Source organism: Peribacillus sp. FSL K6-1552, assembly GCF_038005205.1.
Lineage (GTDB): Bacteria > Bacillota > Bacilli > Bacillales > DSM-1321 > Peribacillus > Peribacillus butanolivorans.
In genome coordinates this window covers 1,738,751-1,759,654 of record NZ_JBBOST010000001.1, presented here as the reverse complement: position 1 = coordinate 1,759,654, position 20,904 = coordinate 1,738,751, and the positions used below count along the sequence as shown (strand labels likewise).

At 41.0% G+C, this 20,904-nt stretch carries 21 protein-coding genes; 1 reads left to right on the top strand and 20 read right to left on the bottom strand.

Annotated elements, in window-relative coordinates:
• Positions 1-35: 35 nt before the first annotated feature.
• From recG to NST21_RS08520, 5 genes are all read right to left on the bottom strand, one after another.
• Positions 36-2,087 (bottom strand): ATP-dependent DNA helicase RecG, encoded by a 2,052-nt coding sequence (gene recG / locus NST21_RS08540; protein ID WP_340888679.1) that lies wholly within the window; start codon positions 2,085-2,087, stop codon positions 36-38.
• Entirely contained in the window at positions 2,084-2,968 is an 885-nt protein-coding gene (sdaAA, locus tag NST21_RS08535; RefSeq protein WP_053345285.1) for an L-serine ammonia-lyase, iron-sulfur-dependent, subunit alpha, read from the bottom strand. The genes recG and sdaAA overlap by 4 nt, the downstream gene beginning before the upstream one ends.
• A 37-nt stretch (positions 2,969-3,005) precedes the next feature.
• Positions 3,006-3,668 carry an L-serine ammonia-lyase, iron-sulfur-dependent subunit beta gene (sdaAB, locus tag NST21_RS08530; protein ID WP_056526660.1) on the bottom strand — a complete coding sequence of 221 codons (663 nt, stop codon included), beginning with the start codon at positions 3,666-3,668 and terminating at the stop codon, positions 3,006-3,008.
• A 218-nt stretch (positions 3,669-3,886) separates the two neighbouring features.
• Positions 3,887-5,557 (bottom strand): DAK2 domain-containing protein, encoded by a 1,671-nt coding sequence (locus tag NST21_RS08525; RefSeq protein ID WP_056526657.1) that lies wholly within the window; start codon positions 5,555-5,557, stop codon positions 3,887-3,889.
• A gap of 19 nt (positions 5,558-5,576) precedes the next feature.
• Positions 5,577-5,939, bottom strand: coding sequence for an Asp23/Gls24 family envelope stress response protein (locus tag NST21_RS08520; protein ID WP_053345282.1), 363 nt, complete (start codon positions 5,937-5,939; stop codon positions 5,577-5,579).
• Between the two features lie 252 nt (positions 5,940-6,191).
• On the opposite strand from NST21_RS08520, the gene rpmB reads away from it, so the two are divergent.
• The gene (gene rpmB / locus NST21_RS08515; protein WP_034313767.1) at positions 6,192-6,380 is read left to right on the top strand and encodes a 50S ribosomal protein L28; all 189 of its coding nucleotides are present in this window, start codon (positions 6,192-6,194) and stop codon (positions 6,378-6,380) included.
• Positions 6,381-6,576: 196 nt separating this feature from the next.
• Here rpmB and spoVM read toward each other — a convergent pair whose 3' ends face one another.
• From spoVM to remA, 15 genes are all read right to left on the bottom strand, one after another.
• Positions 6,577-6,657 carry a stage V sporulation protein SpoVM gene (spoVM, locus tag NST21_RS08510; protein WP_034313769.1) on the bottom strand — a complete coding sequence of 27 codons (81 nt, stop codon included), beginning with the start codon at positions 6,655-6,657 and terminating at the stop codon, positions 6,577-6,579.
• Between the two features lie 120 nt (positions 6,658-6,777).
• A complete protein-coding gene (locus NST21_RS08505; protein ID WP_056526654.1) occupies positions 6,778-7,431 on the bottom strand; it encodes a thiamine diphosphokinase in 654 nt (217 codons plus the stop codon).
• Between the two features lie 133 nt (positions 7,432-7,564).
• The gene (gene rpe / locus NST21_RS08500) at positions 7,565-8,212 is read right to left on the bottom strand and encodes a ribulose-phosphate 3-epimerase (protein ID WP_340888678.1); all 648 of its coding nucleotides are present in this window, start codon (positions 8,210-8,212) and stop codon (positions 7,565-7,567) included.
• Position 8,213: 1 nt separating this feature from the next.
• A complete protein-coding gene (gene rsgA / locus NST21_RS08495; protein WP_053345279.1) occupies positions 8,214-9,095 on the bottom strand; it encodes a ribosome small subunit-dependent GTPase A in 882 nt (293 codons plus the stop codon).
• 24 nt (positions 9,096-9,119) lie between these two features.
• Positions 9,120-11,135 carry a Stk1 family PASTA domain-containing Ser/Thr kinase gene (gene pknB, locus NST21_RS08490; RefSeq protein WP_340888677.1) on the bottom strand — a complete coding sequence of 672 codons (2,016 nt, stop codon included), beginning with the start codon at positions 11,133-11,135 and terminating at the stop codon, positions 9,120-9,122.
• Positions 11,136-11,140: 5 nt separating this feature from the next.
• A complete protein-coding gene (locus NST21_RS08485) occupies positions 11,141-11,890 on the bottom strand; it encodes a Stp1/IreP family PP2C-type Ser/Thr phosphatase (RefSeq protein WP_053345277.1) in 750 nt (249 codons plus the stop codon).
• A gap of 4 nt (positions 11,891-11,894) precedes the next feature.
• Positions 11,895-12,989 (bottom strand): 23S rRNA (adenine(2503)-C(2))-methyltransferase RlmN, encoded by a 1,095-nt coding sequence (gene rlmN, locus NST21_RS08480; protein WP_056526641.1) that lies wholly within the window; start codon positions 12,987-12,989, stop codon positions 11,895-11,897.
• Entirely contained in the window at positions 12,990-14,342 is a 1,353-nt protein-coding gene (gene rsmB, locus NST21_RS08475) for a 16S rRNA (cytosine(967)-C(5))-methyltransferase RsmB (RefSeq protein WP_056526639.1), read from the bottom strand. It abuts the gene before it with no gap.
• A complete protein-coding gene (gene fmt, locus NST21_RS08470; RefSeq protein WP_340888676.1) occupies positions 14,329-15,288 on the bottom strand; it encodes a methionyl-tRNA formyltransferase in 960 nt (319 codons plus the stop codon). The genes rsmB and fmt overlap by 14 nt, the downstream gene beginning before the upstream one ends.
• Complete coding sequence (gene def / locus NST21_RS08465) at positions 15,285-15,770, bottom strand: peptide deformylase (RefSeq protein ID WP_098175385.1); 486 nt, start codon at positions 15,768-15,770, stop codon at positions 15,285-15,287. Before def ends, fmt begins: the two co-directional genes overlap by 4 nt.
• Before the next feature lie 95 nt (positions 15,771-15,865).
• On the bottom strand, positions 15,866-18,277 hold the full coding sequence (gene priA, locus NST21_RS08460) for a primosomal protein N' (protein ID WP_340888675.1): 2,412 nt from the start codon (positions 18,275-18,277) through the stop codon (positions 15,866-15,868).
• Between the two features lie 6 nt (positions 18,278-18,283).
• A complete protein-coding gene (gene coaBC / locus NST21_RS08455) occupies positions 18,284-19,486 on the bottom strand; it encodes a bifunctional phosphopantothenoylcysteine decarboxylase/phosphopantothenate--cysteine ligase CoaBC (RefSeq protein ID WP_340888674.1) in 1,203 nt (400 codons plus the stop codon).
• Between the two features lie 273 nt (positions 19,487-19,759).
• Positions 19,760-19,966 (bottom strand): DNA-directed RNA polymerase subunit omega, encoded by a 207-nt coding sequence (gene rpoZ, locus NST21_RS08450; protein WP_056526628.1) that lies wholly within the window; start codon positions 19,964-19,966, stop codon positions 19,760-19,762.
• Between the two features lie 3 nt (positions 19,967-19,969).
• Positions 19,970-20,584, bottom strand: coding sequence for a guanylate kinase (gene gmk, locus NST21_RS08445; protein WP_034313809.1), 615 nt, complete (start codon positions 20,582-20,584; stop codon positions 19,970-19,972).
• A 10-nt stretch (positions 20,585-20,594) separates the two neighbouring features.
• Positions 20,595-20,858 carry an extracellular matrix/biofilm regulator RemA gene (gene remA, locus NST21_RS08440; protein WP_034313813.1) on the bottom strand — a complete coding sequence of 88 codons (264 nt, stop codon included), beginning with the start codon at positions 20,856-20,858 and terminating at the stop codon, positions 20,595-20,597.
• Between the last annotated feature and the right edge of the window lie 46 nt (positions 20,859-20,904).

The window sequence follows — 20,904 nt, the reverse complement described above, 5'->3', positions numbered from 1 at the left end:
TCTCGCAATCTGTTAATGGATTTCTTTATTATTCATTAATCCAGCTTTTCTCCAGTTAATACGCCTGTTCTCTCTAAATAAGCCCTTAGAGGTGCATATTCTGGTGAATGCCAAAAGCTTTGGGAGGCAATCAATTTTGCGGCATCTGTCCTAGCAACTTCTAGGGTCCGGTAATCGTGGACCATGTCGGCTACTTTGAACTCAGGAAGCCCGCTTTGTTTTTTGCCGAAAAAGTCCCCGGGGCCTCGAAGTTCTAAATCTTTCTCGGATAGGACAAAGCCATCATTTGTCTCTGTCATGATTTTCATTCGTTCTTTGCCGACTTCTGTCTTAGGATCAGCAAGAAGAATGCAAAAAGACTGATCACTTCCCCGTCCTACTCGCCCTCGCAACTGATGTAGCTGGGATAGACCAAAGCGTTCAGCATCATAAATAACCATCACCGTTGCATTAGGGACATTTACGCCAACTTCGACAACCGTTGTCGAGACAAGAATTTGCACTTCATTGGAACTAAATTGCTGCATTACTTCGTCTTTTTCATCCGCTGGCAAACGCCCATGCATAAGCCCTACTTTATAACGGTTCGCAAAGTACTGTGTCATCATTGCATGAACATCAAGAACATTTTGTAAAGAATCAAGCTTTTCCGACTCCTCAATTAAAGGACAAATGACGTATGCCTGTCTACCCTGCTTAAGTTCCTTTTCCACAAAAGTTAAAATCCGATCAAGCATTTGGTGCTTCGCCCAATACGTTTCAATAGCTTTGCGTCCAGCCGGCATTTCGTCAATGGTCGAAGCGTCCATCTCTCCAAACACAGTAATCGCAAGCGTACGCGGAATTGGTGTTGCCGTCATAAATAGAACATCTGGATTTTCGCCTTTTTCACGAAGGATACGACGCTGCTCCACCCCGAAACGATGTTGTTCATCGGTTATGACAAGACCGAGGTTCCTAAAATTCACTTCATCCTGGATTAATGCATGAGTTCCTATCAAAAGGTCTAGTTCCCCTGATTCAAGATTCTGTAATAGTTCTCTGCGCTTCTTGCCTTTCACCGAACTCGTCAACAAGGCTACCTTTACTCCGATGGGTTCTAGCATTGCCTTCAATGATTGAGTGTGCTGCTCAGCCAAAATTTCAGTTGGGACCATAAGTGCGCCTTGGAAACCAGCTGAAATCGTTGCATTTAGGCAAACAGCGGCAACCACCGTTTTTCCTGACCCAACATCCCCTTGAAGCAAACGGTTCATCCGGTAAGGAGATTTCATGTCATTTAAAATTTCTTCAACGACCCTATTTTGAGCGTTTGTTAAAGGAAAAGGTAGGGTTTTTATGAATGTATTCACTTGCTCTCCCTCAATGTCCTGGCCAGTTCCTTTTGACTGCTCACGCTGTATTTTACGAAGCGCCTGCATTTTCAATTGAAAGAATAAAAATTCTTCATACACAAAACGGCGTCGGGCCTGTTTGACATCATTAGCCGATATAGGAAAATGCATCATGCGAAGAGCTTCTTTACGCGGCATCAGTTTGTATGTGGCCAAGAGCTGTGGTGGCAAATTTTCTTCAATCATGGCCCCATATTGAGAAAAAGCATTGGCGATAAAGCGACGCATCCCTTTTACAGTAATATTTCCTTTTACTGAATACACGGGTTCGAACTCTTTTTCCCGACTATGGTCCCCGACATGACATTCGGAACCAGTAATGGTTTGGCGATGTCGGTCCCACTTTCCAGTCACCGTGACGGTTTCGCCAATCGTAAGCTTCGGTTTCAGATAAGGTTGATTAAAAAAAATGACATTTATCAAATATCTGCCTGTAAGTAATTTGATCGTCAGCCTGGATTTTTTCTTCCCAAAGTAACCTAAAGTCGGAACCGTATGAATCTTCCCTTCTACAGTAACCCTCTCATCATGTTCAACCGTTTCTAAATCTCTCAATCGATAATCTTCATAGCGATAGGGAAGATGTTCAAGGAGATCTACGACGGTATGGATCTCCATTTCCTGCAAGGCCGCAGCCGTTTCACCCCCAATGCCTTTAACTGCTGTTATGGGTTCCTGTAAAGCAACGTTCACTTTTTATTTAGCGGCAAGCCAAAGATCTTTGCTTCCAACTCCCGTCCAGTCGGTGTAGCCGCTAAACCTCCTTGTGCTGTTTCTCTCAGAGCTGACGGCATCGTTTGTCCGATTTTGTACATCGCATCGATGACTTCATCACACGGTATCCGGCTTGTAATCCCTGCTAACGCCATATCAGCGGCAACCATTGCATTTGCTGCACCCATTGCATTTCGCTTCACACACGGTACTTCCACGAGCCCAGCAACCGGGTCGCACACAAGACCAAGCATATTCTTTAGAGTAATTGCCATCGCTTCTGCACTTTGTGCTGGCGTCCCTCCCGCCAATTCAACGATAGCTGCAGCCGCCATACCCGAAGCCGAGCCGACTTCCGCCTGGCAACCTCCTGCCGCTCCAGAGATGGATGCGTTATTCGCTACAACAAAACCAAACGCACCTGCTGTAAATAAAAACTCAATTTTCTGTTCCCGATTCGGTTTTAATTTATTTTGCAAAGCAAAAAGGGTGCCAGGTACCACACCAGCAGAACCTGCAGTGGGTGTTGCACAGATAGTCCCCATAGCTGCGTTCACTTCGTTTGTTGCCACAGCTTTGCTGACCGCATCCAACAACAGTTCACCTGATAAAGCATTTCCAGATTTAATGTAATTCTGAAGAAGAACTGCATCTCCACCTGTAAGGCCTGAAACAGAACGTACACCTTGCAGTCCCTTTTCAACAGCCTGTTCCATCACATCCAAGTTAACTCCCATTTGATCGATAATTTGATCACGGCTTTTACCCGTTACTTCCATTTCCTGTTCAATCATGAGAGTTGATATTTTTTTCTGCTTTGATTCTGCTAATTCTACTAATTCCGCTACATTTCGAAACATATTATCCTCTCCTTCCTAAGTGGAAACGATTGCCCTATTAATCGACAATCCTTGCCACTTGAGTAATGTTAGGGAGTGCTGCAATTTCATCGATGACAAGGTCTTCTAGATTATGATCCACTTCTATGGTCATCAAAGCCATCTTCCCTTTCTCTTTGCGGGACACTTCCATCTGGCCAATATTAATTTGATGCTTAGCTAAAATGTTTGAAACATTGGCAATTGCACCAAAGCGGTCATCATGAACAACCAGTATTGCAGGGTTATGGCCAGAAAGCCTCAATTTAAACCCATTCAATTCGATAATCTCGATCTTACCCCCACCAATCGATATTCCGACAAGCTCAAGCTCACCATCATCATCTCCCACCGTTATTTTCGCAGTATTAGGATGTTCCGGGACGGCTTCTTCTTCCCGAAAAGTAATTTTCATTTTCTTTTTACGAGCTATTTCAAGAGATTCTTTGATTCTCTCGTCAAATGTATCAAAATCAAGCAGGCCTCCTACAATGGCTACATCTGTTCCGTGGCCTTTATAGGTTTGGGCAAATGAACCATAAAAGGAAATAAGGGCCCATTTTGGTTCTCTGTTGAATAAATTCCTGGCTACCCTACCGATTCTTGCAGCTCCTGCTGTATGAGAGCTAGAAGGACCAATCATTACTGGGCCAATGATATCAAATACACTTCTAAATTTCATGATCTACTCCTCCTTCTTTAGAACTGAACTCAAAGGAACACGCTGGGAGTTATTTATATAGTACCCAAATTTACAGTCGCTCCATCAAAGCTGTTTATTATCCTTAATATCGCAAAAATAAACTGCATAGCCTAATGACATATGCAGTTTATTGCCTTTTATTCTTACAGTATCATAACAAAGCGACGGATCAGTCCCTTATTTTAATGATGCCTTAATTATTCAATTGAAAAAATGAAAGAATATAACGGTTGTTTTCCGTTATGGACTTCAACTTCAACGTCTTCAAAATTATCATTACAAAATGCAACAAGGTCCTCTACTTCTTCTTTAGTTGCATCCTCTCCATATAAAATGGTCAGGATTTCGGAATCTTCATTGATCATCTCAGAAAGAAGGTCCTTTGCTGCCTGAGATTTGTCTTTATCTTTCACTTTGATAGTTCCTTCATCGATTCCCATGAAGTCTCCGGTCTTGATTGTAAGGCCATCAATGTTCGTATCCCGGACAGCATAAGTAATCTGACCCGTTTTCACATGTGAAAGGGCTTCAATCATCGCCTTTTTATTCTCAGAAGCATCTTGTGATGGATTAAAAGCCAACAATGCAGCCATGCCCTGTGGCACTGTCTTCGTAGGAATAACAGTCACATAATCTCCCAGAACATCTGCAGCTTGATTGGCAGCCATAATAATATTTTTATTATTAGGTAAGATGATGACATGTTCGGCATGCGCCTCTTCGACTGCTTTAACAATGTCTTCTGTGCTAGGGTTCATCGTTTGTCCGCCTTCAATAACCGATTTAGCACCGATGCTTTTGAATAGCTCGCTGATACCTGTGCCCATAGCTACCGACACAACACCGTATTTTTCTTTCGATTTTGGCTTCATTTGAAGCGACGCATTCGTTTCACCAACAATCGCTGTATGCTGTTCGCGCATATTATCGATTTTCATCTTGATTAAACTACCATATTGCTGTCCATAATTAAGACAGTTACCAGGCTGTTCTGAGTGAATATGTACTTTTACAACTTCATCATCAGAGATGACTAATAATGAATCTCCGTATTCACTTAAATCGTTGCGGAACTTTTCTTCATCAAACGATTTGTTAGCCAGCTTGTCACTTTCCAATCGGACCATGAATTCTGTGCAATAGCCAAACACGATATCTTCAGTGTTCATATGTCCTTGTACGTTCATGTGATGCTCGGCACTGACCAAATCATCCATGCTTGGACCGTTTGCTGATCGGACAGGAAGAGCTTCACCTTTCAATACAGCAAGGAAGCCTTCATACACGAAAACCAACCCTTGTCCGCCACTGTCAACAACTCCCACTTCTTTTAATACAGGAAGAAGATCAGGTGTGCGTTTTAGTGAAGCATTTGCCTCAGTTACGATTTCCTCCATTACCTGAATAAGGTCCTGGTGCTTAGCTGCTGATGAAACCGCTTGCTTGGCAGCATCTTTCGCAACCGTTAAAATGGTACCTTCAACAGGCTTCATAACGGCTTTATACGCTGTCTGAACACCTGCATCAAAAGCTTGGGCAAATTCTTCACTATTAATTTCCGATTTATGTTCAATCGCTTTAGCAAAACCTCGGAAAAGTTGTGAAAGGATAACCCCAGAATTACCGCGTGCACCCATTAATAGGCCTCTTGAAAGAGAAGTACCCACTTTCCCGATATGTTCCTGCACATTATTTTGTACTTCCTTCGCTCCGGAAGTCATTGATAAATTCATATTTGTTCCAGTATCACCATCCGGAACAGGGAAAACATTCAATGCATCAACCATTTGGGCATTAGCTGCTAAATGATTGGCTCCTTGAATGATCATTTCTGCAAAGCGCTTTCCGTTTAAACTTGTAATTGACACAAAACTTTCCTCCTATTGCTTAAGGGTTCGTCACACGAACTCCCTGTACAAAAATGTTAACGGATTCAACAGCTAATCCGACCGTTTTGTCCAGAGTGTATTTTACCTTTGATTGCACATTATGTGCAACTTCCGAGATTTTAGTTCCATAACTCACGATAATATACATATCGATATGAACTTCTTCCTCTACTTGACGCACTATTACACCCTTTGTAAAGTTTTCTTTTCTTAAAATTTCGGCAATGCCGTCTTTAAATTGTTTTTTGGAAGCCATTCCTATAATTCCGTAGCAATCCACAGCTGCGCCGCCGGCTACAGTAGCGATCACATCATTAGAGATATCAATTTGTCCATATTTTGTTTGTAATTCGATAGACATTTTCTTTTCCCTCCCAAAAATCAAATCAACTAAAGACATTTTACTATAATGTCTATTGTTTTAAAAGTAAATGTCTTACGGTTCTTATTATAATTCAATTTTAAAGTATGTATGTCAAGGTATTTTTCTTGAAAGTAATTAACTGAAGTATTGCATTCTCACGGTAGGTATGATAAATTATTAAAGTATTTTACAAAGACTTAAGACGACTTTGAAAAACTTAAGCTTGTTGTAGTTAGGAGGGAATTTAACATGGCACGTAAATGTGTAATCACTGGAAGAAGAACTCGTTCTGGTAACAGCCGCTCTCACGCAATGAACGCTAGCAAGCGTACATGGGGCGCTAACCTTCAAAAAGTACGTATTTTAGTTGACGGTAAACCTAAACGTGTATACGTTTCTGCAAGAGCTCTTAAATCGGGCAAAGTAGAACGCGTATAATGTTACGGCATCCTCTCAGGATGCCTTTTTATTTGAAATGGCTGCATTTTTAATGGGTATGCTTTATTTGATCTGGCCTAGTCCTCATTCAAAAAAGTCATCACCCATTAATGGCTTGCCTATTCTTTTCATTGTCCTCCAATAATTCCGAAAAAATAACACCCCCCAAAATAGAGAGGTGTTATGGAGATAAGTATCAGCCTTTTTTAAACGCTCCGAGCATAGCCCTTACCAAACTGCCCAGAACTTTTGGCAATTTAATCGTATAAAATTTCATCATGCCCCTCCTCTTTGCATCCCACAAATAAGATGAAGTGGAATTTTTTCTATTACAACATAAGCTTTTAAGCGGATATAGGATGATCGTATATATCCGAATCTGCTCTAAGCATGAATTTTAATCACTGCTTCTTATCACCATTAATATGCCTTCCTCAAATGAAACATTCCCACAATCAGAAATTAGTTCATTGCTAATGCAGAGTGTCGACCCTATCTCTAGCCTTGCGTCAATTAGCGGATATTTGAAGCCTGAGAGTGTAATGCCGGTGATTTCTGCTGTAACAGGGAGTAGAGACACATACTTCTTGTCTTTCAAGGCAGTGACCTTATAAGAGCCCGGTGTCTTTACTGAAAATATATTTTGTTTATCAACTATGTACATATCTATTTCCTTATGAACAGGAAGGATGCTTTCTTTCTGAAGTAACTGGATATTACCAAGAAAATGATCCAATCTCCCTCCTGTAGCACCCAATATATGAATTTCACTTGGTTTTTGTTCTACAGCCCATTTAAAAGCAATTTCTAGATCCGTTTCATCCTTCTCAGAAGGATATAGATTGATATGTTCCAGTCTTTGATTAATACTCATATATTCATCTTCTGAAACTGAATCAAAATCGCCGAATACGTACCCAGGCTCTATATCATTTTCAAGCAGCGCCCACACTCCCCTATCGACTCCAACCCATAAATCTGTCATCTCTTTATATACTGTTAAATCCGGCCACAAATACTCAGGGCCTCCAGCCATTATACTAATAATCATGAAATCATCCTTCTTCATAAAATATTCTTATCGCTCATATCGTTACAGAAACATCGTTTTTATTAGCACATACTTTCTGTGTAAAAAAAGCCGATCACTATCATACGAATATGATAATGTCGGCTTTTTTCTTTTAGTTTCCACGAATCCTTTGAATAGCTGCACGGCGATCTTCTTGATTATATATGGCAGATCCGGCCACAAGCACGGTTGCCCCTTGCTCGATACAAAGTTTAGCCGTTTCTTCATTTACTCCGCCATCAATCTCAATTTCAAGCTTTGGATTATATTTGTCTGCCATCGCCTTCACTTCAGCAATTTTCGGTAGTACGGATGCGATGAACTTTTGCCCGCCAAACCCCGGGTTAACAGTCATTAACAACACCATGTCAATATCTTCGATGATAGGCTGAATTAAGGAAGCCGGAGTAGCCGGATTAAGCACAACGCCTGCATTCACACCAAAAGATTTAATTAACTGAATCGTGCGATGCAAATGCGTGCATGCCTCAACATGTACAGTTATATAATCAGCCCCCGCTTTCGCGAATGCTTCGATATAACGATCAGGGTGTTCAATCATCAAATGGACGTCAAGTGGAAGCCTTGTCACCGGTCGGATAGCATCGACAATTAATGAGCCTATCGTAATATTGGGTACGAAATGACCATCCATGACATCCACATGGATAAAGTCCGCACCGCCCCTTTCTACATCCAGAATCTCTTCTCCAAGTTTTGCAAAATCAGCTGATAAAATAGATGGTGCAATTTTAACCATTCTAATACCTCGGCTTTCTATCTCTAATTTCCTCTAAAAACTGCATATAGTGCTCATAACGATACCGTGGAATCTCCCCTGTATCAACCGCTTCCTTCACAGCACACTTCGGCTCTTTGTCATGCAAGCAAGCCCGGAATTTACAGTCTTCTCCATGCTTATGCATTTCTGGGAAGCAATAGGATAAGCGTTCTGCTTCCATTTCCATAAATTCAAGTGAACTGAATCCAGGTGTATCCGCAACAAGTCCAGAACCAATATGAATCAATTCCACATGACGAGTGGTGTGCTTTCCACGTCCTAAGTGGGACGATATATCATCTGTCTTTAAAGCCAATTCAGGATTGATTGCATTCAGCAATGAAGATTTCCCAACCCCTGACTGACCGGCAAATACACTTGTTTTTCCTTCTATATAAGGAACAAGCTCTTCAATACCACCAGTGGAAACTGACGAAGTCTCCAGCACTGTATAGCCCAACTTCTGATAGTCTTTGATATACTGAGACAATTTCTCTTGGCTCTCAGCAGTCACTAAGTCCATCTTCGTTACAACGATAATGGGTTCGATTTCGTTATCTTCAATAAGAACGAGAAATCTATCAAGCAAGGCTGGGCTGAAATCAGGTTCAACGGCCGAAAACACAAGAATGGCTTGATCTACATTTGATATCTGAGGACGAATCAATTCATTCTTACGTGGCTTTATTTCGGTTACAGTCCCATCTGTTTTATTATCCGCCTGATAAACCACATAATCACCAACAAGAGGTGTTACCTTATTTTTCCGGAATACTCCACGGCCTCGGCATTGAAAAACCTCTTCTCCATCAAGAACATAATAAAATCCACTTAATGCTTTAATAATTTTTCCTTCGGGCATAGCCACACTCCTAATTTAATATATTTAATTTGGATAAGAGACGGCTTCGTCGATAATGACCTGATTGTCCCGCATGACTTTATATCCGGCTTTCTTATCTGGAGATACCATTAGATCAATCTTTCGTTTTTCCGTTTCTACGATTAAAAATGATTCTTGAGGCTCCGTCATGCTATTGTTGATATCTTCAATGAAAATTTGGATCTCTTGCGCTTTGCCTGGCTCTACTGGATCATACTCAATCGTAATTTCCTCTGTTACCTTTTTTGGGGGGATTTCTTCTTTCCCTTTTGAAAGGACTACTTTCACCGTACTACCTTGCTCGACTCTAGTAGCCGGTTCAGGTGACTGTGATATGACAAGCCCCTCTGCAATGGAATCATTATAGACTTTATCTTCCACCTCAATCTTTATTCCACTGTCATTAGAGTAATCATTTAGGCCAGCTTGATTGAAACCGGTTAGGTTCTTTAAGCTTAATCGATCTGCACCTTTACTTATAGTAAACTCTAGTTCCCTTTCGGATGGTACGATTTGGGTACCTCCCGAAGGAGTTTGTTTTATTATCGTACCTGCTGCACTGTCATCATACTCTTCGGTCACGACAATGTCCTTGAACCCCATTTTTTCAAGGAAGGATTCGACATCTGAATACTTTCTGCCTTCATAGCTAGACAACGAAATCGTTTCTTTACCAATACTCTGGTAAATATCAATTTTCGCACCTACCTTGACCGTCTTGCCTTGCTTAGGGTTCGTTTTAATCACTAGGTCTTTTTCGACCTCTTCATCTTCAATCTCAATCGTATTTCCAACAACCAGTTTCAAATTAACCAATTCAGTAATAGCATCATCCAACTCTTTCCCTTTAAGATCAGGGATGGTAACTTCCTTCGAATCAAGCATCGTCGGTGCAAGAGTTATAGATAAAACAGCAAGCAGGGCAAGAACTAAAAAGATGGTAACTAAAATGGTAGACAATTTTTTTCGTTTTTTATCTTTTTGTTTTGACTTTGTTTTTTGTTTTTTCTGTTTCTTTTTTGTTTTAGTGTCCGCTTCTGACTCACTATCCTCATCATCCGCATAGACTAGAGTGTTTTTCTCCGGGCCCCTTACTATTGTCTCATCAATACTTGAAAGTTGATCATCCGTGATGATTGGTATGGCCTTTGTTGCATCATGATCTTCAGGAATAGCAAAAGGAGATTCATTTAAACGCTCTGGATTAAGCGACGTTCGAATATCATCTTCCATTGAATCTACACTTTCATAGCGGTAATATGAATCTTTTGCTGTCGCTTTTAAGATAATATTTTCCACACTTTGTGGTATTTCAGAGTTCCAGCGTTTTGGCGAAGGAGTTTCTGATTGTAAATGTTTAAGAGCTATCGAAACGGCAGATTCACCTGAAAAGGGTAATCTCCCCGTTAGCAATTCAAACATGACGATACCAAGTGAATAAATATCAGATTTCTTATTGGCCATTCCGCCTCTAGCCTGTTCTGGAGATAAATAATGAACAGAGCCTAAGACTGCGTTCGTCTGAGTTATATTCGTTGCACTTAGGGCCAATGCAATACCAAAGTCCGTAATTTTGACGGTTCCTTCTTTATCAATCAAAATATTCTGTGGCTTGATGTCCCGATGGATAATCCCGTTATGATGGGCATGGGAAATCGCTGCCGTAATTTGCTTCATGATATCCAAGGCTTTTTCAACTGGAATCGGATAATATTTTTGTATGTATTGCTTTAGTGTAAAACCGGCCACATATTCCATGACAATATAATAGATAGCATCTTCTTCACCAACATCATAAATACTTACAATATTCGGATGAGCTAGACTTGTTGCTGATTGTGCTTCACGATTAAAACGCTTGATGAACTCCTCGTCATTATTAAAATCCATACGAAGGATTTTCAACGCTACATCACGGTCCAAAATCATATCCCTTGCAAGGTAAACATTCGCCATACCGCCGCCACCGACCATCTCGATCAGTTTATAACGGCCGTTGATTCTTCTACCAATCAACATTGAGTTCACCTGCTTTCGCTTTCATCGATAAATTGAACAAGCACAAGGGTGATATTATCTTCTCCACCATAGTGATTGGCCTTATCTATTAACGAATTCGCCTTTTCTTCAAGTGGTTGCTCATTGGTAACTGTTTCTTCAAGTTCCTGTTCACTCACTTTATTCGTTAAACCGTCCGAGCAAAGCAAAAGTAAATCACTTTCTTCAAAAATGACCGTCGTAATGTCCATTTCCACTTGCATTTCTGTACCTAAGGCTCGTAATAAAACATTTTTCCGTGGATGATTCTCGGCGTCTTCCTTAGAAATCTGGCCTGAACGGACTAATTCGTTAACAAGCGAATGATCTTCAGTGACCTGCTTAAAACCACTTTCATTATACAAATAACATCGGCTGTCCCCGATGTTGGCAATAGTTGAAAATTTATCAGTACAAATGGCTGCAACAATGGTTGTCCCCATGCCCTTGCATTCTGTATTCGCCTCGGCATGTTCAAAAAGCAATTGATTAACCAAGAAAATTTTCTTTCTCAGCCAATCCTCTGCATCATTTGCTGTATCAATCCCGTTGGATTCCTCCCAGCCCTTTTTCAAAAGGTCGATCGTCATTGCACTTGCTACATCTCCGGCTCGGTGGCCGCCCATACCATCTGCAACGATGGCAAGGCGAACGCCTTCCGAATTCTTAAAGATTCCGCCATTATCTTCATTATGCTGGCGGACTTTTCCACGGTCAGTTTTAAATATTGCCCTCATAGGGTCACCTCGTCTCTTCTTTGCGCTCCTTGGCCCGAAGCTGGCCGCAGGCTGCATCAATATCACTGCCTTGTTCCCTTCGGATCGTTACATTAATACCACGCTTTTTCAATGTTTTTTCAAACTCAAAAATTTGGTCCCGAGGTGTACGTACATAGTCGCGTTCCGGTACATAGTTAACCGGAATTAAGTTGACATGGCATTTAATGTCTTTTATTAAATCGGCTAATTCTTCGGCGTGTTTCACTGAATCATTTTCGCCTCCGAATAGACCATATTCAAAACTGACCCGGCGCCCTGTTTTTTCTGTATAGTATTTGATGGCTTCAATCAAGTCTGGCAGTTTATAGGCCTTGTTGATTGGCATCAATTTACTTCTCAATTCTGTATTAGGGGCATGAAGGGAAACCGCAAAATTGATTTGCATGCTCTCTTCAGCAAACTTATAAATTTTTGGAATGATACCACTTGTTGAAACGGTAATATGACGTGCTCCAATGTTTAAGCCTTTTTCATGATTTATATTCTTCAAGAAAGACATCATATTATCATAGTTATCAAACGGTTCACCGATTCCCATAATTACGACTGAGCTAACGCGTTCTTCCACTTCATCAAGTGCCTGTTGTACCTTAACGACCTGGGCAACGATTTCTCCTGATTCAAGGTTTCGTTTTAAGCCGCCAAGAGTTGATGCACAGAATGTACAACCAATCCTACAACCCACCTGTGTTGTAACACAGATAGAGTTTCCATATTCATGGCGCATTAATACCGTTTCAATTGAATATCCATCATGCAGTTCAAATAAAAACTTCATGGTCCCGTCATTTGACGTTTGCTGAATCAATGTTTTTAATGTAGTGAATGTGAACTGTTCTTCCAGTTTATCGCGTAAAGATTTCGAAAGGTTGGACATATCTTCAAAACTAGAAATACGCTTTTTGTAAAGCCAGTCATAAATTTGATCTGCACGGAATGCCTTCTCGCCGTTTTCAACCAGCCATTCTTTAATTTGGTGAAGCTCTAATGAATAAATCGATGGTTTTTCTGGTGTTGTGTCTTTTTTTACTCTTGATGATTTAGTAATCTCTGCCATTTACAGCACCTTCTTTCTAAAACTCGCAATAAAGAATCCATCACTGCTAAAATATTGCGGGAACACTTGCAACGTATGGCCTTCAATAAATGGCTGAACACTTTCAGGCATTCTTGTGGCCAATGTCGTATCACTTTCAAAATCCGGATGGTTTTCCAAAAATGCTGCAGCAACTTTATCATTTTCTTCTTTATCCACCGTACATGTACTATATACTAACCGTCCGCCTTGTTTTACTAGCGGGGCAGCTGATTCCAATAACTGTTTTTGTATACTTGAGAGTTTCATTATATCATCTTTTGTTTTTGTGTACTTTACATCCGGCTTCCGGCGCATGACACCTAATCCTGAACATGGTGCATCTATAAGAATCCGGTCAAACCCTTCTTTATTAAAGTGTTCTTGGACGTTTCTGCTATCAAGGGCCATTGTCTTAATGTTGTTTCTTAGCTTTAGCCGCTCTGCCTGCTCTTTGATGAGTTTAACCTTATGCTCATGAAGATCAAGGGCATATACTTGTCCTGTGGTTAAGCCTTCTGCGATATGGGTTGTCTTACCTCCAGGTGCAGCACAGCAATCGAGAACAGCATCATTTTCATTGGCTCCTAACGCATGAGCGACTAGCATCGAACTTTCGTCTTGAATCGATAGATACCCCAATTTATAGCTTTCTGAATGAGCAAGATTTCCCTTATAGCTAACAATTGCTTCTGGAACAACATCACTTGCTTCAACATCATAGCCTTCTTCTGTCAAAATGCTGATTAGTTCACTGCGAGAAATCTGCTTTAAATTAACCCTTCCCGTCTGCAGTGGAGCTGTTAAGTTAATTTCACACATTTCCTTGGTTTTCTCATAGCCAAATTGCTCTACCCAACGCTTGACTAACCAAGCAGGATGACTTACCTCGATTGAGAGGCGCTCAAGCTCATCTTTGATATCATCAATAGGAGCTACACCATTTCTTTGAATATTACGAAGCACACCATTGACCATTGAAGACGTTCCCTTATGGCCACGCTTTTTCGAGATTTCGACAGCTTCAAAAATAATCGCGTGATCTGGTACTTTATCTAAATAAATCATTTGATAAACGGAGAGCCTAAGTAGGTTGATGACCCAGCTTAGCGTTTTTTTCGGTTGCTTAATAAATGGCTTCAAATAGTAATCCAAAGTCATTTTCCGCTGAATCGTACCGTAGCTTATTTCTGTTAGCAACCCACTATCCACACCGGATAACTGGTGCTTTTTAATCAAGTTGTTAAGTAAAAGGTTGCTGTAGGATTGGTTTTTTTCTACAGATTCCAAAATATCGAGAGCAATTTCACGTACTCCCTTTTTAGTTTGCTTCATTCTGTTCTCCTAACTTCATGCCTGCTTTAATGAACGACCCGGCTCCGCGCAAGTAATCTTTCGCCGGCATTTTTTTCTTTCCTGAAGTCTGCAGTTCCGTAACTAGTATAGCCGTCTCATTGCCTGTCGAAACGACGAAACCATCGTTACGTACATCAATAATCGTCCCCGGCACTGCCTGATTGTTATGTTCAAGCTTGTTTGCCTGCCAAATTTTTAAAATGGATTCATTTAAGAGTGTATAGGCAACAGGCCATGGATTCAGGCCACGTACATGGTTATAGATGTCTTCCCCTGTTTTCGACCAGTCGATTTTTTCCTCCGACCGCCTAATGTTAGGTGCGAAAGTTGCTTTATCTTCATCTTGCTTAATCGCATTTAACTCATCATTTATAAGCTTTGGCAATGTTTCTGCAAGTAAATCCGAACCGACCTTGCTTAATTTATCATGTAGAGTGCCGACATTGTCTTCTTCTTCTATGGTAACTTCTTCCTGCGTTAATATATCCCCAGCATCCAGTTTCTCGGCCATATACATGATAGTTATTCCTGTCTTTTCTTTCCCCTGTAATATGGAATAATGGATAGGTGCTCCTCCACGTAGTTCAGGAAGCAGGGAGGCATGTACATTAATACATCCGTATTTTGGAGCTTCCAACAATTCATTCGGTAGAATTTGTCCGAAAGCAGCCGTCACCACTAAGTCAGGTTTCAATGCAATGATTTTTTCTAGATCTTCTTTTTCACGGATTTTTTCGGGTTGATAAACGGGAATTCCCTGTTTTTCAGCCTCAACCTTAACAGGCGGAGGTGTTAGCACCTTTTTGCGCCCCACTGGACGGTCAGGCTGTGTAACAACCGCAATCACGTCATAGCCTTCGTCAAGGATTCTTTTAAGTACCGGTACTGAAAAGTCCGGTGTTCCCATAAAAATAATTTTTGTCATTCTTCTTCAAACCTTTCTAACTCTTCTTCCGTAATATAGCGTGAAACCTTACTTGTAAATAACACTCCATGCAAATGATCTATTTCGTGCTGGAGAGCTCTAGCCAGGAAATCCTCCGCTTCTATTTCGAAAAAGGATCCTTTTCGGTCCTGTGCCCGCACCTTGACGCGGTATGGGCGCGATACTTCCCCGTATATACTTGGAAAACTCAAACAGCCTTCAACGGCTGTCTGTTCGCCTTCCACTTCTAGCACTTCTGGATTAATCAGTTCGATTACACCAGATCCTTCATCTATTTCAACGACCGCGACTTGCTTTTTCACGCCAACCTGAGGTGCAGCAAGGCCAACGCCATCAGCTTCAACCATCGTTTCGTACATGTTATTTAACAGCTTAGCCAATTTTTTATCAAAACTTGTTATTTTATCGCATTTTTGTTGTAAAATTTTTTCAGGAAACAAGACAATCGGTAAAATAGCCAAAATTAAAGGTACCCTCCTAAATATAAAAACCAAAACTTCACTATATAAAAACGCAAGCTAGAACAGCTCGCGGTAATCATCCAACGCTAAAACAATTACATCATAATCTGCGGATTTAAATCTATTGAAATCTGCAGATGATTTTGGGCCGTTTCTTTTTGATAATGCTCTAAAAGTGTTCGTAAATGCTGATAAAGATCCGGCTCTCGTTTGTATTTTATCAGACATTGGTAGCGATATCTATTGTTGATTCGACTAATGGGCGAAGCAACAGGACCGAGTACGATAGAATCCCGATTCAATCGTGAACTTAAATAATTGGTGATTTTATCCGTGACACTCACTGTTTTCATTAAGTCTTCATGTGAAACAGTTATAAGCACAACATAATAATAGGGAGGGTAATGACTTTGCCTGCGGAGATACATCTCTCGCTCAAAAAAGAAATCATAATCCTGCATAGCTGAAAGCTCGATGCTGTAATGCTCAGGCGTATAGGTTTGAATGACTACCTCTCCTGGGAGTTGGTGACGTCCCGCTCTTCCACTTACTTGTGTCAGCAGTTGGAACGTTTTTTCCGATGAACGGAAATCGGGCAAATGGAGCATTGTGTCAGCTGAAAGGACTCCAACTAAAGTGATATTGGGAAAATCAAGTCCCTTGGCAATCATTTGGGTGCCGAGTAATATATCAGCCTTTCCCTCACCAAAGGCATTCAGCAACCGCTCATGTGAACCTTTTTTACTTGTTGTATCGACATCCATTCGTATTACTCGTGCATCTGGGAGAATTTTTGCAAGTTCTTCCTCCACTTTTTGCGTACCTGTACCGAAGAATCGGATATGTTCACTAGCACATTCAGGACAATCAGAAGGCATTCCTTCCTCAAATCCACAATAATGGCATTTCATTATATCATTAAAGCGATGATAGGTGAGTGAAATGTCACAATTTGGACAGTTGATGACTAATCCACAGCTTCGACACATCACGAAGGAGGAATGTCCTCGTTTATTTAGCATCAACACCGCCTGTTGCCCCTTTTCAAGCCGGTCTTTCAACTTCGTAAAGAGCAGCTCTGAAAACATCGATCGATTTCCCGTCCTTAATTCTTCCCTCATATCAACAATATCCACTGCCGGCAACGCATTTTTATTCATCCGCTGACTAAGAGTCAATAACTGATAGACGTTTTTCTTGGCACGTGCAAAGGATTCAAGAGTCGGAGTGGCGCTACCAAGAATGACCGGACATGAATATGATTTCGCTCTTTGAATTGCAACGTCCCTCGCATGATAGCGGGGCGTTTCTTCTTGCTTATAACTGGATTCATGCTCCTCATCAATGATGACTAGGCCCAAGTTTTCAAAAGGCGCAAATACGGCTGAACGGGCCCCTACCACTACTTTTACTTCCTTTCGGTGGATTTTCCGCCACTCATCATATTTTTCGCCCACAGACAAACCACTATGCATGACCGCTACCTGCTCACCAAAGCGCTCCTTAAATCTTTTCACCGTTTGTGGCGTCAAGGAGATTTCGGGAACCAGCATAATGGCTTCCTTACCTTTATCCATGACAGAGGCAATCGCCTGCAAATACACTTCAGTCTTCCCGCTTCCTGTTACACCATATAAAAGGAAAACTTCATGTTCGTCATGTTTTATTTTCTCCTGAATGGGCTTCAAGGCAACTGCTTGTTCATCCGTTAAAGTAAAGGGATTGGATTTTTCAAACACACGATTTTCATAGGGGTCGCGGTATATTTCCTGATCCAGTTCCACTAAAGCCCCTTTTGATACAAGGGACTTTACCGTGCCGCTTGAGGCATTAACCATTTCAAGCAGTTCCTTAAGCGAGACTGGTTCTGGATGTTCAATAAAGTATTGAAGAAGTTCTTGTTGTTTTTTTGCATTACCGGAAAGTGTAGAAGCCATTTCTTTCAATTCCTCTGGGGAAAGTAACGGTTTAATGATACGGACCGTCTTCTTATTGAGGCGGTTTTTCACATAATACATTAGCTCTAAATTGCCTTTTTGTACTTCTTTTTGAAAAAGGGAGGCATGCTCACCTTCAATCACATCTTTCCAGGATAATGAATCATGTTTTCCGAAAAGCTTTTGAATGAGAGGTGGAAGTTGCTCCTTTTTATCTTCAATGATATTGATCACTTTTTCATATTTTGCTTTCATTGCAGCAGGAAGCATTGCCTGAAGCGCTGAAATTTTAAAACACATGGCCTCTTTGGTCAACCAGTCACCCAGCTTAAGCAATTCATCATTTAGAATTGGCTCCAAATCCATTGGTTCTTTGATATTGCGTAATTTCGCAAAATCACTTTTGGATTTTAATCCGGTCACGAATCCCTGTACCATTCTCGGGCCAAATGGGACAATGACGCGCATTCCAGGCTTGATGACTTGTTTCCATTTTTCAGGGATACGATAGTCAAATTCTCGATCTGTTTGTTTTGCAGGTACATCCACAATAACGGATGCAATATCCATAAGACATCATTCCTTTTGCATGCGAGATACTTCTGACAGAATGCTTTTGGCTATATCCGCTTTACTCATTTTAGGAAGGTCGGTAGCACGTCCATCTTTATTGAAAATCGTCACAATATTTGTATCCGTGCCAAAGCCTGCCCCGGCAACGGTAACATTATTGGCAACAATCATATCTGCTTTCTTTTTCGCTAATTTCCCTCTTGCATACTCTTCAACATTATTCGTTTCCGCTGCAAATCCTACCAATATCTGATGGGTTTTATTCTCACCTAGTTCCTTAAGGATATCCTTTGTCCGTTCAAATTCAATCACATTTTCTCCCGGCTGCTTTTTCATTTTCTGAGCATGATATAATTTCGGTTTATAGTCTGCCACTGCGGCCGTCATGATCACGACATCACTAGTATCATATTGTTCAAAAACCGCATCATACATATCTGCTGCTGATTCCACATGGATGACCTTGACCTTTGAAGGAGGTGTCAAGCTTACGGGGCCGGTAATCAATGTCACCTCAGCCCCCTGCTCAGTTGCCTGCTCAGCAAGGGCATAGCCCATTTTCCCGCTGGAATGATTCGTCACATAACGAACCGGATCGATTGCTTCACGAGTCGGTCCAGCAGTTATCAAATATTTCTTTCCTTTAAGAGGTTGTAATTTTCTTTCACCGAAATATAGATTGAGGTGTTTTACAATCGTTTCCGGTTCCTCCAATCTACCCTTCCCAACATATCCGCAAGCCAAATAACCTTCACCTGGTTCAATGAATTGATACCCGAACGTACGAAGTGTCTCTATATTTTTTTGGACCGCTGGGTGTGCGTACATATGGACATTCATTGCGGGTGCCACCCAAACAGGAGCCTCCGTTGCTAAAATTGTCGTCGTGACCATATCATCTGCGATTCCATTGGCTATCTTGCCAATAACATTTGCCGTAGCTGGAGCCACAAGGATGATATCTGCCCAATCAGCCAGGTCAATGTGGGCAATAACTGAAGAATCTTTTTCATCAAATGTATCAGTATAAACATCATGTCTCGAAAGTGCTTGAAAGGTAAGCGGCGTCACAAATTGACGTGCCGAATCACTCATGATTACTTTAACTTGGGCACCTGCCTGTGTAAGTTTACTGGTCAGGGCAGCAGCCTTATATACAGCAATTCCGCCGGTGACACAAAGAAGAACTTTTTTATCGATAAGCATGCAAATTTCCCCTAACTATATATTCTATTTTTCTTAATTATGAAGGATTACAAAAGAAATTTCATTTGATATGCGCAGCAACATATAGATTTTTGCATTATTGGGATGTCTATACCTGCTTTTTCAATGCTTTCCGTCTACTTAAGGAGCATTTATAAAAATCAAAACAAACAGGCCTGACACCTTGGCCGCAGGAAGGAAGCAACTTTCAAATGTAACGCATCCTGTTTGCTTTAGGGTGTCAGGCCCGATAGGTCAAGCTTATGTGTTCGCTTAGTTTTCCTCGTAAGAATTATCGTAAGTCAATTTACCAGAATGAATTTCTTCAAGGGCACGACCAACAGATTTATGAGAAACTGGTTTATTAATGAGGCAATTATCTTTAATTTGCATTTCTCTGGCACGTTTAGCTGCCACTGATACAAGTGAGTATTTTGAATCGATTTTTAGTAATAGAGAATCAATTGATGGATATAACATAGTTTATTCCGCCTCCAACATTTTTTTATATAAAACAGCAACTCTTTCCCGACGGCAATGCTCGGCAATTACAATTGCATTAATTCTAGCACAAGCAGCATCCACATGATCATTTTCAACGACATAATCATACAGATCCATAAGTTCTATTTCTTCTTTAGCTACTTTCATCCGCCCTTTAATCGCTTCCTCTGTCTCGGTACCGCGTGTTACAATTCGGCTTTCGAGTTCAGTCAAGCTTGGGGGTGCAAGAAAAATGAAAAGCCCTTCAGGAAATTTCTCCCTGACCTGTTTGGCTCCTTGAACTTCGATTTCCAGAAAAACATCTTTTCCAGAGTCGATTGTTTCACGAACATAATCCACAGGTGTTCCATAATAATTGCCGACGAACTCAGCATATTCAAGCAGTTTACCTTCTTCAATTAACGCTTCGAATTCCTCACGTTTTTTAAAGAAATAGTCTACTCCGTCCACTTCACCATGGCGTGGCAGTCGTGTCGTCATCGAAATTGAATATTCAAATGCCGTACCAGGCTGAGAAAAGATCGCCTTCCTTACTGTTCCTTTACCAACACCGGATGGACCGGACAAAACGATTAATAAACCTTTTTCTCTCATATTCTTTTAGTTACCCCTCTTCTACGCTGTCATCTCTATCTTGAAGCCTTGCTGCAACCGTTTCTGGCTGAACCGCTGATAAGATAACATGGTCGCTGTCTGTAATAATAACGGCCCTTGTTCTTCTACCGTATGTAGCATCTATTAAGGATCCGCGATCTCGAGCATCCTGGATAATCCTTTTAATCGGAGCTGATTCAGGACTCACGATGGATACGATCCGGTTTGCGGAAACGATATTCCCAAATCCAATATTAATGAGCTTTATTGACATTTTTGTCCCCCATTCATATTCTATTGTCACCTTGATAGGTTCATCA

Excerpts from the sequence above, each read along its gene's own strand:
- coaBC (WP_340888674.1), bottom strand. The coding sequence starts at position 19,486 with ATGCTTATCGATAAAAAAGTTCTTCTTTGTGTCACCGGCGGAATTGCT.
- NST21_RS08520 (WP_053345282.1), bottom strand. The coding sequence starts at position 5,939 with ATGTCTATCGAATTACAAACAAAATATGGACAAATTGATATCTCTAAT.
- fmt (WP_340888676.1), bottom strand. The coding sequence starts at position 15,288 with ATGACAAAAATTATTTTTATGGGAACACCGGACTTTTCAGTACCGGTA.
- sdaAB (WP_056526660.1), bottom strand. The coding sequence starts at position 3,668 with ATGAAATTTAGAAGTGTATTTGATATCATTGGCCCAGTAATGATTGGT.
- NST21_RS08505 (WP_056526654.1), bottom strand. The coding sequence starts at position 7,431 with ATGATTATTAGTATAATGGCTGGAGGCCCTGAGTATTTGTGGCCGGAT.
- rpoZ (WP_056526628.1), bottom strand. The coding sequence starts at position 19,966 with ATGTTATATCCATCAATTGATTCTCTATTACTAAAAATCGATTCAAAA.
- NST21_RS08485 (WP_053345277.1), bottom strand. The coding sequence starts at position 11,890 with ATGAGGGCAATATTTAAAACTGACCGTGGAAAAGTCCGCCAGCATAAT.
- priA (WP_340888675.1), bottom strand. The coding sequence starts at position 18,277 with ATGGATATTGCATCCGTTATTGTGGATGTACCTGCAAAACAAACAGAT.
- pknB (WP_340888677.1), bottom strand. The coding sequence starts at position 11,135 with ATGTTGATTGGTAGAAGAATCAACGGCCGTTATAAACTGATCGAGATG.
- rpmB (WP_034313767.1), top strand. The coding sequence starts at position 6,192 with ATGGCACGTAAATGTGTAATCACTGGAAGAAGAACTCGTTCTGGTAAC.
- rsgA (WP_053345279.1), bottom strand. The coding sequence starts at position 9,095 with ATGCCCGAAGGAAAAATTATTAAAGCATTAAGTGGATTTTATTATGTT.
- sdaAA (WP_053345285.1), bottom strand. The coding sequence starts at position 2,968 with ATGTTTCGAAATGTAGCGGAATTAGTAGAATTAGCAGAATCAAAGCAG.
- remA (WP_034313813.1), bottom strand. The coding sequence starts at position 20,858 with ATGTCAATAAAGCTCATTAATATTGGATTTGGGAATATCGTTTCCGCA.
- spoVM (WP_034313769.1), bottom strand. The coding sequence starts at position 6,657 with ATGAAATTTTATACGATTAAATTGCCAAAAGTTCTGGGCAGTTTGGTA.
- rsmB (WP_056526639.1), bottom strand. The coding sequence starts at position 14,342 with ATGAAGCAAACTAAAAAGGGAGTACGTGAAATTGCTCTCGATATTTTG.
- rpe (WP_340888678.1), bottom strand. The coding sequence starts at position 8,212 with ATGGTTAAAATTGCACCATCTATTTTATCAGCTGATTTTGCAAAACTT.
- rlmN (WP_056526641.1), bottom strand. The coding sequence starts at position 12,989 with ATGGCAGAGATTACTAAATCATCAAGAGTAAAAAAAGACACAACACCA.
- gmk (WP_034313809.1), bottom strand. The coding sequence starts at position 20,584 with ATGAGAGAAAAAGGTTTATTAATCGTTTTGTCCGGTCCATCCGGTGTT.